This is a genomic window from Candidatus Aeolococcus gillhamiae, assembly GCF_016464765.1.
GTDB classification, from domain to species: Bacteria; Chloroflexota; Dormibacteria; order Aeolococcales; family Aeolococcaceae; genus Aeolococcus; species Aeolococcus gillhamiae.
In genome coordinates this window covers 26524-40731 of the sequence record NZ_JAEKNS010000078.1, presented here as the reverse complement: position 1 = coordinate 40731, position 14208 = coordinate 26524, and the positions used below count along the sequence as shown (strand labels likewise).

12 protein-coding genes, 1 tRNA gene and 1 pseudogene are annotated in these 14208 nt (G+C 69.6%); 5 read left to right on the top strand and 9 right to left on the bottom strand.

The features are described from left to right. Positions 1 to 5 precede the first annotated feature (5 nt). Positions 6 to 79, bottom strand: a tRNA-Ile gene (locus JF886_RS07720). Between the two features lie 60 nt (positions 80 to 139). On the opposite strand from JF886_RS07720, the gene JF886_RS07715 reads away from it, so the two are divergent. Continuing rightward, positions 140 to 712 (top strand): deoxycytidylate deaminase, encoded by a 573-nt coding sequence (locus tag JF886_RS07715; RefSeq protein WP_337311189.1) that lies wholly within the window; start codon positions 140 to 142, stop codon positions 710 to 712. Between the two features lie 7 nt (positions 713 to 719). Here JF886_RS07715 and JF886_RS07710 read toward each other — a convergent pair whose 3' ends face one another. Beyond that, entirely contained in the window at positions 720 to 2381 is a 1662-nt protein-coding gene (locus JF886_RS07710) for an ATP-dependent DNA ligase (protein ID WP_337311187.1), read from the bottom strand. Between the two features lie 113 nt (positions 2382 to 2494). On the opposite strand from JF886_RS07710, the gene JF886_RS07705 reads away from it, so the two are divergent. Beyond that, positions 2495 to 3850: an HD domain-containing protein gene (locus JF886_RS07705; RefSeq protein WP_337311185.1), complete on the top strand. Its 1356-nt coding sequence runs from the start codon at positions 2495 to 2497 to the stop codon at positions 3848 to 3850. Positions 3851 to 3857: 7 nt separating this feature from the next. On the opposite strand, the gene JF886_RS07700 is transcribed toward JF886_RS07705, so the two are convergent. Together JF886_RS07700 and JF886_RS07695 are read right to left on the bottom strand one after the other, a co-directional pair. Then, on the bottom strand, positions 3858 to 5306 hold the full coding sequence (locus JF886_RS07700) for an MFS transporter (RefSeq protein WP_337311183.1): 1449 nt from the start codon (positions 5304 to 5306) through the stop codon (positions 3858 to 3860). A gap of 5 nt (positions 5307 to 5311) precedes the next feature. Further along, positions 5312 to 6421 carry an Mrp/NBP35 family ATP-binding protein gene (locus JF886_RS07695; protein WP_337311181.1) on the bottom strand — a complete coding sequence of 370 codons (1110 nt, stop codon included), beginning with the start codon at positions 6419 to 6421 and terminating at the stop codon, positions 5312 to 5314. Positions 6422 to 6661: 240 nt separating this feature from the next. Here JF886_RS07695 and JF886_RS07690 point away from each other — a divergent pair, with 240 nt between their 5' ends. Continuing rightward, a complete protein-coding gene (locus JF886_RS07690) occupies positions 6662 to 8092 on the top strand; it encodes an FAD-binding oxidoreductase (RefSeq protein ID WP_337311179.1) in 1431 nt (476 codons plus the stop codon). 7 nt (positions 8093 to 8099) lie between these two features. Here JF886_RS07690 and JF886_RS07685 read toward each other — a convergent pair whose 3' ends face one another. Both JF886_RS07685 and JF886_RS07680 read right to left on the bottom strand, forming a co-directional pair. Then, entirely contained in the window at positions 8100 to 8435 is a 336-nt protein-coding gene (locus tag JF886_RS07685; protein WP_337311177.1) for a hypothetical protein, read from the bottom strand. A 35-nt stretch (positions 8436 to 8470) separates the two neighbouring features. Then, positions 8471 to 10528, bottom strand: coding sequence for a sodium-translocating pyrophosphatase (locus JF886_RS07680; protein ID WP_337311175.1), 2058 nt, complete (start codon positions 10526 to 10528; stop codon positions 8471 to 8473). Positions 10529 to 10638: 110 nt separating this feature from the next. On the opposite strand from JF886_RS07680, the gene JF886_RS07675 reads away from it, so the two are divergent. Next, complete coding sequence (locus tag JF886_RS07675; protein WP_337311172.1) at positions 10639 to 11475, top strand: competence/damage-inducible protein A; 837 nt, start codon at positions 10639 to 10641, stop codon at positions 11473 to 11475. Between the two features lie 9 nt (positions 11476 to 11484). Here JF886_RS07675 and JF886_RS07670 read toward each other — a convergent pair whose 3' ends face one another. The 3 genes from JF886_RS07670 to JF886_RS07660 form a co-directional block, all read right to left on the bottom strand. Further along, a complete protein-coding gene (locus tag JF886_RS07670) occupies positions 11485 to 11688 on the bottom strand; it encodes a cold-shock protein (RefSeq protein ID WP_337311170.1) in 204 nt (67 codons plus the stop codon). A gap of 150 nt (positions 11689 to 11838) precedes the next feature. Then, positions 11839 to 13065 (bottom strand): glycoside hydrolase 5 family protein, encoded by a 1227-nt coding sequence (locus tag JF886_RS07665; protein ID WP_337311168.1) that lies wholly within the window; start codon positions 13063 to 13065, stop codon positions 11839 to 11841. Between the two features lie 7 nt (positions 13066 to 13072). Further along, complete coding sequence (locus tag JF886_RS07660) at positions 13073 to 13906, bottom strand: SDR family NAD(P)-dependent oxidoreductase (RefSeq protein ID WP_337311167.1); 834 nt, start codon at positions 13904 to 13906, stop codon at positions 13073 to 13075. An 83-nt stretch (positions 13907 to 13989) separates the two neighbouring features. Here JF886_RS07660 and JF886_RS07655 point away from each other — a divergent pair. Continuing rightward, positions 13990 to 14142 (top strand): annotated as a pseudogene (locus tag JF886_RS07655) (inorganic diphosphatase); the annotation flags it as partial. Positions 14143 to 14208: the final 66 nt, after the last annotated feature.

The following is a 14208-nucleotide window of genomic DNA, read 5'->3' as shown; positions in this document are numbered from 1 at the left end:
GAACGTGGGCGGGGCAGGATTCGAACCTGCGACCCTGGGGTTATGAGCCCCGTGCTCTAACCGGCTGAGCTACCCGCCCGCGGGCCGACAGCCTACCCCGTCGTGTCGCCAGGCGGCGGCTCCGCGCTAGGGTGGAGTGGTGAGCAGCGGCGCAGCAACCGGGGTGGTCTCCGGCGCGACCCCCCGGCCCGACAAGAATCTCTACTTCCTGCTGATCGCCCTGGCAGCGCGCAGCCGGGCGGACTGTCTCGGCCGCCGCGTCGGCGCGGTGATCACGCGCGAGGGCAGGGTGGTGAGCACCGGCTACAACGGCACGCCGTTCGGGATGCCCAACTGCAGCGAGGGTGGCTGCCATCGCTGCTCGCAGCGCGACACCAACACCGCGCTCCGCGGTGGCGCCTACGACATCTGCGTCTGCGTGCACGCTGAGCAGAACGCAATCCTCACCGCCGCCCGGTTCGGACAGCAGACGCTCGGTGCCTCGTTGACCTCCACCACGCAACCCTGCTTCGGGTGCCTCAAGGAGATGCTCCAGGCCGGCATCACCGAGGTGCGCTACCTGCACCCGTGGGATCCCACCGAGGCCTACGGCGATCCTGCGCTGGCGGCGCAGTACGCCGCCTTGCGCGCTCGCTTCAGCACCTTCCAGCAGGTGGGCGTCCCGGCCATGGACACCCCCGAGCTCTTCGCTTCCTTCTTCCCGGCCGGTTGACCGGCGCTCAGCCGGCCGGGTCGACGAGCTGCTCGCGCTCGTGCGCCTGGCTCTCCGCGAGGGCGGCGACACGCTCCAGCGTGTCGATCTCCTCGATGGGCTTGTCGTGCCGCCAGCGCGCGATGCGCGGGAAGCGCAGCGCGTAGCCGGAGCGATGGCGTGACGAACGCTGCACTGCGTCGAAGGCGACCTCGAGGACGATCTGGGGGCGCACGGTGCGGTAATGACCACGGTCCTCGATGGTGATGTCGAGCAGCAGCGCGGTCATCTCGAGGATCTCTGCGTCGGTTAGCCCGGTGTACGCCTTGCCGACGGTGACGAGGTCGCCTTCGGCGTTGCACACCGCGAAGGTCACATCGCTGAGCACCCCGCGACGCTTGCCGTGGCCCCACTCCGCGCCCACCACGACGACGTCGAGTGTGTCCAGGGGTCGCTTGAGCTTGAGCCAGGCCAGGCCGCGACGTCCCGGCGTGTACGCCGAATCAGGGTCCTTGAGCATCAATCCTTCGTTGCGGCGTGCCCGCGCGTCCGCGAAGCGCTCGTCGACCGCCGTGGCCCCGACCGCGGGCTCGAGGTGGGCGAGCGCGAAGCCGTCGCCGAGCGAGAGTGCCTCGAGTCGTCTGCGGCGTTCGCGCAGCGGCGTGTCGAGCAGCGATGCCTCGCCGTGCAGCAATACGTCCCATGCGACGTAGATCACCGGAACCGCGTCGCGCGCCGCCTGCGAGGGGTTGCGGCGTCCGAGTCGCGTCTGCAGGTCGTGGAACGGGAGCACTCTCCCGTCGCGGAACGCGAGGATTTCGCCGTCGAGGATGACGTCGGCCGTGTCCGCGGCGGCCTCAGCGACCTCGGGGAACTGTTCGGTTACCTCGTTGAGGTCGCGGCTGTACAGGGCCACGCGCACGCCGCTGTGGTGCAGTTGACAGCGGATTCCGTCGTACTTGTCCTCAACCCATACGTCGTCGCCCAAGCGGCGCACCGCCTCCGCCGCGTCGGCAACCGGTGACGCCAGCATGAAACGGAGCGGCGAGAAGTACCGCGGGCGATCCACAGTTTCGCCGCGCGCCACCAGGCAGGCCACCTCGCCGAGGTCGCCGCGCAGCATCACCGCGCGCGCCACGTCCGCCGCAGGGCGCCCGAACGCGATGCCGATCGCCTCCTCGACAAGGCCCTCCCGCAGCCCGATGCGCATGTCCCCGGTCACCAGCTTCACGACGTAGCGGCCCTCGTCAGGTGAGCAGCGCCGCAGAAGCTCGGCCAGCGCGGTCTCGCGTGCCCTGGGACCGGCGGCCGAAGCGATGGCGCCGAAGGCCTGATCGATGTCGAGGATGTCGACGCCCTGGTACGCCGCCGGCCGCCGCGCGCTGAGCACGTCGGCGGTAGTGTCACCAGCGTCCCCGTGGCGGCGGTAGGCCGCGCTGAGGGCAGCGTCGTCGACACCCGCGACCTCGCGGAGCGCCTTCGAGAGCGCTGCGCCGCCGACGTTGAGGGTGCGCTGATCGCCGGGTGGGAACACGCGCCCCGCGAAGTAGCGGGTGGCCCGGAGCAGGTGCGGGAGGTCGAGTCCGACGAGGTGATCGGCGAGAAGCCGGACCTTGGCCCGCTTCGAGGAGGTCGCGGCGATGGCGTCGGCGGTGACGGCCAGTCCCGCGAGGGTGGGTGATGCCTGCACCCCTGCATCATCGCCGACCGTCACGCGCGCGCTTCCTGCGGGAACGCACGTGTGGCGTATAAAGACCGCCTGCGTCAACGAGTGGGAGGTGAGCCCAGAGATGTCGAGGTTCGGTGGCTAGCGGGGCGCTGTCCGCGGCGGACCGCTTCCGCGAGGTCAACCTGATCGCTGACCCACTGTACGGCTACATCGAGATCACCAAAGGCACCTCGACGCAGCCGGGAGAGCGCAACCTGCTCGACACGCCTTGGTTGCAGAGGCTGCGCCGGATCCACCAGCTGCAGTCGGCGTGGTGGGTGTTCCCGTCCGCTGAGCACTCGCGGTTCGTCCACCTGCTCGGTGCCATGCACCTGGCCAGCCTGTTCGCACGCCGCGTCGACGCGTCCCTGCGGGTGGCGTTTCCGGACGCGCCTTCGCCGGCCTGCGTCGAGGAGACGCTGCGCCTCGCCGGGCTGCTCCACGATGTCGGCCACGGTCCCTTCGGGCATTTCTTCGACCAGGAGGTGCTGGCCCAATGGGATATCGACCACGAGGTCATCGGCCGGTCGCTGGTGGAGACCGAGCTCGCCGACCTCATCGGCTCGCTGCGCGCCTCGCCGTCAGGCGTGTTCGAAGCGGGCGAGCGCGTCGACCCGCGCTGGGTGGCGTGGGTGATGGCCGACGCCAGCATCGAGGGCTATGAACCACCCGGCTGGCTGCGCGCGTGCAAGCCCATCCTCTGCGGGCCGGCCACTGTCGACAACCTCGACTACGTGCGCCGTGACGCATACATGTGCGGCATCTCGCTGGGCCCGGTGGACGTGCAGAGGCTCATCCACTACTCCTTCATCGCCGGTGACACGATGGTGTTGCACATGCACGCCTCTGGGGCGCTGCAGATGTTCCTGGCGTCTCGACTCTACATGTACACGCAGGTCTACCACCACCGCACCGGCCGTCGCTTCGACCTCTCGATGCACGAGATCTTCGCCGACACCATCAACCTTCTCCTCCCCGGCAACCCGCTGGAGAATCGCGACGCGTACCTCCAGCTCAACGACTGGTCCGTGCTCGAGGCAGCGCAGCGCTGGCTGCGCGCACCCGCCGGCACCGAGGAACACCGACTCGGTGACGCCTGGGGCAGGCTGCTCCGCCGTGACCTGCACTGGCACCTCGCCTACGAGACCATCGCCCACCGCGGCATCGATCTGTCGACCTTGCAACAGCGCCTCCTCGACGCTGTCCCCGAGGTTGCCGCGCGTGCGCGCGTCCAGGTGGACGTTGTCTCGGCCAAGATCGCGCCGGAAAACCCCATGGCCGACCACGGGTTCGTCGCCATGTACGACCCCATTAAGGGAACCGTGGAGCGGACCCACACCGCTGAGATGATCGCCCGCCTGCCCCAGCACAACCAGCTGGTGCGCGTCTTCACCGACGACGTCGCCGCCATCCCGGCGCTGCACCGCGCCATCCAGGAGGTGCTGGGCTAGTCGCTCATCACGTGCTGCGATAGGCACGGCCGGTGAGCGCCGCGACCAGCAGACACACGAGGGCGGCAACCGCGAACGTGCCCGTGGCCACGCCGTCGGCGCTGGACGTGCCGTGCACCGTCGCTGTGTACACGGCACCGGTGACCGCGAGCCCAATGATCACCCCGGCGTTGCGTGCCGTAGACAGGAAGGCCGCGGCGCTGCCGAGCGCGTCGCGCGGAGCCACCCGGATCGCCGCCGACGTGTTCGGCGATGAGAAGAACCCGTTGCCCAGCCCGAGCACGAGCATGCCGATGAGCAGCAACCACCAGGCGTCGGTGTGGGCAGCGATCGCCGCGCACGCGAAACCCGCCGCGGCGAGCCCCATCCCCGCAGCGGTGGCGCGCCGGGTCCGTCCCGAGTCAGCGAGCCTTCCCCCGCTGCGCGAGGTGACACCGATACCGACCGCAATCGGCACGAACGCCAGACCGGCGACGATCGGGGCGGTGCCGTGGGCCTGCTCGAGCCAGAAGGGCAGCACCGCGAAGCAGGACATCAGGGTACCCGTGCTCAGCAGCGTCGCCATGGTCGCGGCCGCGAAGCGAGGGTTGCGCAGCAGCCGGCCGTCGATGACCGGCCGCCGGGCGATGAGCTCGGTGGGCACCAGCAGGAGCAGGCTGACCCAGGCCACCGAGAACCACACCTCCGGGCCCGCCGTGCCGACCACCGGCCCCCCGATCGAGGCGATACCGGCGCCGATGCCGAGCAGCAGCGTCGCCGTCAGGACCGAGCCGGCGACATCGAGGCGCACGGTGCGGCGCTCCTCGCCGGCCGGCACGAACCGCAGCGCCAGGCCAGCACCGACGGCGGCCATCGGCAGTCCCGCCCAGAAGATCGCCTGCCAGCCTCCGACAGCGACGAGGATCCCGCCCAGCGGAGGCCCCGCCAGGCCTGCGAGCGCCTGGGTGATCACCAGTACGGCGACGGAGCGCCCGGTGCGGCCTCGCGGCGCCCACTGGGCGATGAGCGACAGGCTGCCTGCGGTGAGCACACCACCGCCGACCGCCTGCACCGCCCGGGCGGTGAGCAGCAGCCCGAACGACGGTGCCAGCGCGGCCGCCGCCGATCCCAGCGCGAAGACCGCGAACCCGCTCAGGTAGACGCGCCGGCGGCCAAAGCGATCGCCGAGCCGTCCGAGGGTCGGCAGCGTCGCGGTGATCGCCACCAGGTACACGCTGAGCACCTCCTGGCCGGCGCTGAGCGGCACCCCGAAGTGGTGCACGAGCGGGTCCAACCCGACGGCGACGATGGTCGCGTCGGCCATGCTGATGAACGCGCCGACCGCCAGCGCGATCAGCAGCCATCGGGACGGCGCGGCGCCTCGTGACTCCGCCGCCTCGACCGCGACCATCACCGCGCCGACTTCCAGCGCCGAGTGCGTGGTGACGGCGCGTGGAGCAACGCGCGGCGTCGCCACGGTGACTACGGGCGGAGTGGGATGCGCGGACCGGAGGGCATCACTGGCCCCGCGGTGCTGGCGAAGTTCTCCTGGCTCACCCGCCCGGCGATGTGGGCCGCGACCTCCCTGAAGACTCCGCCGACGGTGCTGTCGGGGGCCGCGGCCATGAGCGGCTGGCCGTCGCCCCCGCCAAGACGGATGCGCGGGTCGAGCGGGATCGCGCCGAGGAAGGGCACGTCGTACTTCTGAGCGAGGTCGCGGCCGCCGCCGCTGCCGAAGATGTCGGTCGTCTCACCGCAGTGCGCGCAGACGAAGCCGCTCATGTTCTCGACGATGCCGAGAACAGGAACCTTGACCTGCGCGAACATCTCGATGCCGCGGCTGACGTCGGCGAGCGACACGTCCTGCGGGGTGGTGACGATCACAGCGCCCGTCATGGGGACGCTCTGCGCGAGGCTGAGCTGGACGTCACCGGTGCCCGGTGGGAGGTCGACGACGAGGTAGTCGAGCTCGCCCCACTCCACCTCGTAGAGGAACTCGCGCAGGCCCTTGGCGAGCATGGGACCGCGCCAGATCACCGGCTGGCCGGGCTTGAGAATGGTGCCGAACGACATCACCTTGATGCCGTACGCGGTCAGCGGGCTGATGCGGTTGGACGCGCCCGGCTCGGGCTGGGCGGTGATCCCCATCATGATCGGCACATTCGGTCCGTACACGTCGGCGTCGAGCAGGCCGACGCGGGCACCGGTGAGGCTGAGCGCGATCGCGGTGTTGACGCTGACGGTGGTCTTGCCCACGCCGCCCTTGCCGGCGCTGACGGCCAGCACGTTGCGCACGCCCGGGATCTCCTGGCGGCCGGGGAGGCCGCGGGTGGAGGTGACGTTGGCGTCCCACGTGATCTCGATCGACTGGATGTCTGGCACGGTGCCGATGACCGCCGCCTCGAGAGAGCCGCGGATCTGGTCTTTGAGGGGGCACGCGGGGGTGGTCAGGACGACGCGCATGTGCGCCACCGATCCCTCGACGCGAAGGTCGCGGAGCATGCCGAGCTCCAGCATCGGCCGGCGCAATTCGGGATCGACGACGGTGGCGAGCGCCTGCTCGAGCACCGTCGGCGGCGAGGCGTCACTCATTCGCGTTCGAGTATGGCAGAGGCATTCGAGGCGGGAACTTCGTTCCCCTCGGGCACCCCCATCGTGCGGTGTCAACTCCGGCGACATGAAGTCGCCTGCCCTGACGGGCATGTCAGTGGGGCTCGCGAGCGAAACGTGAGCCCGGCGCGATTCATCGGGCCGAGAGGGAGGTGAGACCGCACGGCTCAGCCGGGACGTCGAGGAGGGCGCATCGCCCTCCTGTGAATAGAATGGCGACCTATGCTGAGCCGCGACGTCCTCCGTGACATGGAACGGCAGGTGGGCACGCCGCACGTCTACACCCGTCCCGCCGACCTCGCGGCGTACGGGTACGACGCCTACGGCGCCTCCGGGATGCGACGGCTCGCCGAAGCGATTGTGTTCCCAGCGTCCACGGACGAGGTGTCAGGTGTGGTCGCGGTCTGCGCGGCGCACGGCGTGGCGGTGACCCCGCGCGGCGCCGGCACCGGCTACGCCGGCGGGGCGTCGGCCGACGGCGGCGTGATCCTCAACCTCTGCCGGATGACCGCCGTGCGAGCGCTCGAAACAGAGGCGCAGCGGATCGCGGTGGAAGCCGGCCTGGTCACCGCGGCGATCCACGCGCGCGCCTCCGCTGCCGGTCTGTACTACCCGCCCGACCCCGGCTCATCGACCACCTCGACGATCGGCGGCAACGTCGCCTGCAACGCCGCCGGCCCGCACACCCTGCGCTACGGCACCACCGTCGACTTCGTCGCCGGGCTGACCGTCGTGCTCGCCGACGGCCGGGTGGCGCGGCTCGGCGAAGGCGCCGACGCACCACAGCTGATCCCGCTGCTGTGTGGCTCGGAGGGAACCCTGGCGGTGGTCACCGAAGTGCTGCTCCGCCTCATCCCCGCCCCGGCGGCGCGGGCCACCCTGGCCGGCACCTTCGATGACATGGACGCGGCGTCGGCCGCTGTGGCGGCGATCACCGAGTCCGGCATCGTGCCCGCTGCTCTCGAGTTCCTCGACCGCGCCGCGCTCGACGCCATCGCCGCCACCGGGGCGGGCGACGTGGCACCGGGGGCCGGCGCGCTGCTCATCGTCGAGGTGGAGGGAAGCTCCAGCGAGGTCAACGGGCACGCTGAGGCGGTGCGTGCGGCGCTGGTCCAGAGCGGCGCCCGCACCCTCGACCACGCCACCAGCGCGGAGGAGGCCGCCCGCCTGTGGAAGCTGCGCAAGTCGGTGAGCGCTGCGGTGGCCAAGGTGCAGATCGGCAAGGTCAACGAGGACGTCGTGGTCCCGCGCGACCGTGTCTCCGAGCTGGTCGCGCGAAGCCGCGAGATCGGCTTGGATAACGCGCTCGGCGTGGTCAACTTCGGCCACCTTGGCGACGGCAACATTCACACCACCTTCCTCATCGACCCCCGGGTGCCCGGTGACCGGCTCAACGCCGCGGCAGCCGCCGAGCAGCTCTTCGAGACGGTGCTGTCGATGGGCGGCTCGCTGAGCGGGGAGCACGGGGTGGGCACGGCCAAGCTGGCATTCGTCGAGCGCCAGCTCGGCTCCGACCAGGTTGCCCTGATGCGCCGCATCAAGCGGGCGTTCGATCCGACGGGGATCCTCAACCCCGGCAAGAAGATCCCCGCTCGGGCGCCTGTGGAAGGAGACGAGTCCGAGGCCGCGCTGGAGGCCGCGGGCGCTCGCTGACCGCGGGCTACTCAGTCGCGGCGAGCAGCGCTCCCACGAAGTCCGTCTGGCCGACGCGGGCCGCGAGGTCGTGTCCGGACTCGTCCATGTCCAGCGCGGCGTCGTACACGAACGAGTACACGTTCTCCATCGTCCACTCCCCGTACTCCAGCTCGGCGAGAACGGTGCGCAGGCGTGCGTCGTTCCGGCCAACCTCGAGCGTCTCCATGGCAGCCGCGTACAGAGCCATGAGGATGCGCAGCTCGGCCTCGTACTCCTCGATCAGCTCGGGATCGGCTTCGTCGGCGCGTAGCCGGTTGAGGGTCGAGCGGATCGACTGGATCTCGAGCTGGTACTCGTCCACGTCCGTCCCCAGTGGCGGTTCGATGCCGCCGCGCCTCAGTACAGCAGGTGGTGCAGTGCGATGGTGGGGGCCGCGAGGATGGCGATGATGTTCATCACCTTGATCATTGGATTGATCGCCGGTCCGGCCGTGTCCTTGTAGGGATCACCCACCGTGTCGCCGGTGACCGCGGCGGCGTGGGTGTCGGTTCCCTTGCCGCCGAAATGGCCGTCCTCGATGTACTTCTTGGCGTTGTCCCAGGCGCCACCGCCGGTGGTCATCTGCAACGCCACGAAGAGCCCGACCACGATGGTGCCGAGCAGCATCGCGCCCAGCGCCTGTGGTCCCAGGATGAAGCCGACGAGCAGCGGCGCCGCCACCGGGAGCAGCCCCGGGATGATCATCTCGCGCTGCGCCGCGGCCGTCACCAGCGCCACGCAACGCGCGTACTCCGGCTTGCCGGTGCCATCCATGATGCCGGGGATCTCGCGGAACTGGCGGCGCACCTCGACGACAACGCCGCCGGCCGCGCGTCCCACCGCCAGCATGCAGAGAGCTCCGAACAGGAAGGGCATGATCCCGCCGAGGAAGAGCCCGACGATGACGACGCCGTTGCTGAGCGAGAGATCGAAGCTGAACGGCACCCCGCCGTGGTGGTTCTTGAGCACGTCGGTGTAGCTGGCGAACAGCACCAGCGCGGCGAGCCCGGCCGAGCCGATCGCGTAGCCCTTGGTCACGGCCTTGGTGGTGTTGCCAACCGCGTCCAGAGGGTCAGTGACGTTGCGCACCGACTCGGGAAGATCGGCCATCTCGGCGATGCCGCCGGCGTTGTCGGTGATGGGCCCGTATGAGTCGATGGCGACGACGATGCCGGTCATCGACAGCATGGCCATGGCGGCGATGGCGATCCCGTACAGACCGGCGAGCGCTGCCGACGCCAGGATGCCGACGCCGATGACCAGCACCGGGATGGCGGTGCCCTCCATGCCGATGGCCAGACCGGCGATGATGTTGGTGGCGTGGCCGGTTTGCGAGGCGCGTGCGATGGTCCGAACCGGCCAGAACTGCGAGCCCGTGAAGAACTCGGTGATAGCCACGATCAGCACGGTGATGACGATCCCGATGACCGCGCACCAAAAGAGGTTGTTGGCGCCGGCGGTGAAGGCGGTGTTGTTGAACTCGCCGTTGTTGTCGAGCAGGCGGGTGGCCAGGTAGAAGAGCGGGATGGCCACCACCACCGCCGCGATCAGGCCCTTGTACAGGGCCCCCATGATCCAGCCGTTGCGAGGGATCTTCACGAACCACGTGCCGATGATCGAGGCGACGATGCTGATCGCACCGAGGATCAGCGGGTACATGATGAACGCCAGGCTGTGGCCGGTCGTGCCCTTGTAGAGGAGGCCGCCGAGCAGCATCGCCGCGACCGCCGTGACGCCGTACGTCTCGAAGAGGTCGGCGGCCATGCCGGCGCAGTCGCCGACGTTGTCACCCACGTTGTCGGCAATGACGGCGGGGTTGCGCGGGTCGTCCTCGGGGATGCCCGCCTCCACCTTGCCGACCAGGTCCGCGCCGACGTCGGCAGCCTTGGTGTAGATGCCACCGCCGAGCCGCGCGAACACCGAGATCAGCGATGCGCCGAAGGCGAAGCCGACGATGTAGTCGATGTTCTGGAAGAGCCCGTAGGCGATGACGACGCCAATCAATCCGAATGCGACAACCATGAGGCCGGTCACGGCGCCACCCCTGAAGGCCATGCGCAGAGCCGGCTGGAGGCCACCGCGAGCGGCCTCCGCGGTGCGCAGGTTGCTGCGCACCGCGATGTTCATGCCCACGTAGCCGGCGGCCGCGCTCAGAGCTGCGCCGAGCAGGAAGAGAACGGCTGTCTGCCAGCCGAGCGAGAAGAGCAGGAAGACAAAGATGACCGCCCCGATCGCGGCGATGATCGTGTACTGCCGGTTGAGGTACGCCTTGGCGCCGTCCTGGATGGCCAGGGCGATCTCGCGCATCCGCTCGTTGCCCTCGGGCTGGCGGAGCACCCAGAAGATGAGGTAGACCGCGTATGCGAGCCCCAGAACGCCGGCGGCGGCGATGGGCAGCAGGACATTGATCGTCATGTGGTCCTTCCTAGCAAGCGGCACTGCGCGTGGCGACCGCCGATGGAGTAGCGGCGGCATTGTAGCCAGCAGGGACCCTGACGCGACGCTCGCCGTGTAGGCTCGAACCGATGGCAGAGACGCCTGCGACGGTGATCATCGCCGTCGGCGACGAGGTGCTCTCCGGGCACACCCAGGACACCAACTCCGCCTTCCTCGCCGCCCGCGCATTCGCCGCGGGCTTCCCGGTGCGTCGCATCGAGGTGGTGGCCGACCGCCTTGAGGATGTCGCCGACGCCATCCAGCGGGCAGTGTCCGACGGCGGCGTGACCCGGGTGGTGGTGTGCGGTGGCATCGGACCGACACCCGACGACCGCACCTTCGAGGCCGTGGCCGGCGCTCTCGGCCGCCCTCTCGAGGAGAACCCCATCGCGCTGGCCAGCATCACCGCCATCGTGGCGCGCATGCATGCTGCCGGCTGGGTGGCCGACGATGTGGTCAGCGAGGGCAACAGGCGCTGCGCGATGGTCCCGGCCGGCGGCCTGGTTCTGGCCAACCGTCGCGGCATGGCACCGCCGATGGCGTACGAACTGGCGCCGGATCGCTGGCTGTTCATCCTGCCCGGGGTGCCGCGCGAGTTCACCACCATCGTCCAGGAGGAGTTGATCCCGCGGTTCTTCGCTGGCGGCACCGCGTCGCTGGTAGTCGAGGTGCGCTACCGGGGCGTCCCCGAGGCCGAGCTGTACACGCCGATGCGCCGCCTGGCCGAGGAGTTTCCCGAGGTCGCTGCGGGGTCCTACCCGCAGACCGAGGCGCGCCAGGTGATCATCCGGTTGCGCGGCTTGGACCGCGAGCGGGTGCACGCCGCCACGCTGCGGATGCTGGAGCTCGACGGGCGCGGCGAGCCGGTGGACGCAGACAAAGAAAAAGAGGAGAGCGCCAGCTCTCCTCTTTTCGGATCGCGCTAGGCGATCTGCTCAGCCAACCTTCTGCAGGTTGCGAGCGCGCGGCCCCTTGGGGCTGTCGACCACCTCGAACGTCACGGACTCGCCCTCTTCGAGGCTGTCGAAGTCGACGGTGGTGAGCTCGGTGCGGTGGAAGAACGCTTCCGACCCGTCATCACCGCGGACGAAACCGAAACCGCGGTCGGGACTGATCATCTTGATACGGCCAGCGGGCACTTGTGGTCCTCCAGGACTCGTGCTGACATCGAACAAGCACACGCTCGCGTGACCGACCCATGCAGGGACGCCCCGGGTCAGTGCCGGAGACCTGCGATCAACGCGACCGAGAGCGTGACCGCGAGCGGAGTGACCGTTCCGTGTCGACGCTCAGTCGAGAATAGCAGGCCTGTCACTCCGATCGCCCCGCCACGAGGCGTGCAGGTCGCGTAGTGAGTCGGGGAGGTTGGCGTAGTATGACTCGACGTCGATGCTCGCGGGATACGGGGAGTGCGGCGCGACCGTCCGCTCCCGACTCACAACCGATTCCCAAGCCTGCGCGAGGGGCTTGGAAACCCCAGCGCCGTCAAGGATACCCAGCCGCGTCAGCCACGGCCGGCGGTCGCCTGGCGGAGCCGCCAACAGGCGTTCACCCCAGTCGGACCACGCGGCGGAATGCAGGCCGGCGACACCTGAGGTGATGAGGCGTTGGAGCATCTCGTCGCAGCGGCGCCCGGCAAGCTCAGCAGGGGCGGTGACATGGTCCACGACGGCGTCGGATTCCTGATCGGCGTCGACGTCGCCCGACGCGACGCCGAGCTCGATCACCAGCGGCGCGGAGCCGCCCGCGAGTGCCTGCGCGAGCTCTGCGACGAACATCGCCCGATCCGGGTCGAGCGGCTCCCCCGGCAACGGGAGCCGCTGCGGGCGCACCACCAGGCCGAGCTCGTCCACATGCTCGGCAATGGCGCCCAGCCGGACCGCGCGGCCACGCACCAAGTCCCCCTGGCCCAGCGTGAGCCGGCACCGCTCGTCCTGCGCGTGCACGCGCTCTGCCAGCAGCGCCGCCCACTCCACCATGTCGACGATTCGCGCCGGCCTCACGGTGGTGGCAGGGTCATGGCCGAGGTCCCAGGCGGCGACCGCCGGGTGGCTCGCGAAACCGGCGAGCAGGGCGTCGAGCCAGCGCACCTGCACCTCCAGCATTAGCGGATCCTTGTAGATGTCGCGCGGCCCGCCGTCGACCGTTCGTGCGTCGGTCACGCAGCGCACCCCGCGGCGAGGCGCGCGCCGGTCGATGGCGTAGGCGGGCAGCATCACGCAGTCGCCGATCGACTGCGCGAACAAGGTGAGCACGACCTGCAGCTGGAGCTCGCGTGCCGCGGTGAGCAGTGTCTCGAGGTCGCGCATGCGGTGTGGATTGGGCGCGCGGTCGGTCGGCATGAACGCGTCCCAGCTGAGCATCACCCGCACCATTGGGATCCGCCGCGAGGCGATCGCCGCCAGGTCGCGTCGCACTGTGTCCACCGGGAACTCGTGCCACATGTAGGGGCCAACCGCCGCCGGCCAGTAGGTGACGCCGACCTCGAGCTGGTCGGACCGCGGCCGGGTCATCACCGCTGCGCTAGTAGACGAAGAGATCGATGCCTCCGGCGACGGTGAGCACCTGCCCGGTGATGTAGCGCGCCTCCGGTGACACGAGGAAACAGATCGCGTGGGCGATGTCCTCGGGCTCGCCGGCGGTGCGCAACGCGGTGCGCAGCACCATGCGGTCGTTCATCTTCGGGCTGCCCGCCTTGAAGGCCTCAGTGCCGATGATTCCCGGCGCGATGACGTTGGCGGTGATGCCGTAGCGCGCACCTTCCAGAGCCATCGACTTGCCGAGCCCGATGAGGCCCGCCTTGGTCGTGGAGTACGACGCCTGCCCAAAGCCACCCAGGGTGCCGGCAACGGACGCCATGTAAATCACGCGACCCCAGTTCTGCTCGCGCATGTACGGCCACACCGCCTTGGTGCAGAGCATAGCGCCGGTGAGGTTGACCCGGAGGTCGCGCTCCCACAGGTCGTCATTCTGGTTCTCGATCTGCGCGATGTGGTCGAGAGTGCCGGCGTTGTTGACGAGGATGTCGATGGAGCCGAACTCCTTCTTGACCTGGGCGAAAACCTCGGCCAGCTGGTCGCGATCCGTGACGTCCATCTTCATGGCGGCGGAGCGGCGGCCCATCGCGCGGATGTCCTCGCTGGTCTGCTCGGAGTACACCGCGTGCTGCGAGGTGAACAGCTGTGCGAGGGCCGAGTTCGCGCCTTCTGCGGCCTGCTGAATGTTGGGGTCGGACTCGATGAGGATGTCGGTCACAACGACGTCCGCACCGGCGCGGCCGAGGGCAAGACAGTCGGCGCGGCCGAGGCCGCGTGAGCCGCCGGTGACGACGGCTACCTTGCCGGTGAGGTCGAACATCTCCCGCTCTCCAAATGCACATGCGCGTGGGACAGCTGCCGATTATCGCCAAGCCCATGGCAAGGGCGTAGGCTCCCAACTGCATGAGTGACTACCTCGAGGTCGACGTCGTCATCGAGGTCCCCAAGGGGAGCCGCAACAAGTTTAAGTGGGACGCCTCCGTCGGCGCCATCAGGCTCGACCGCGAGCTGTTCACCGCCACCCGGTACCCGGCGGATTACGGGTTGTCGAACCAGGCAAAGCAAGCCAGGTACGAGGCTGGGACAGCAGAAGAGCAGCCGAAGCAGAGATCAAGCGAGGCC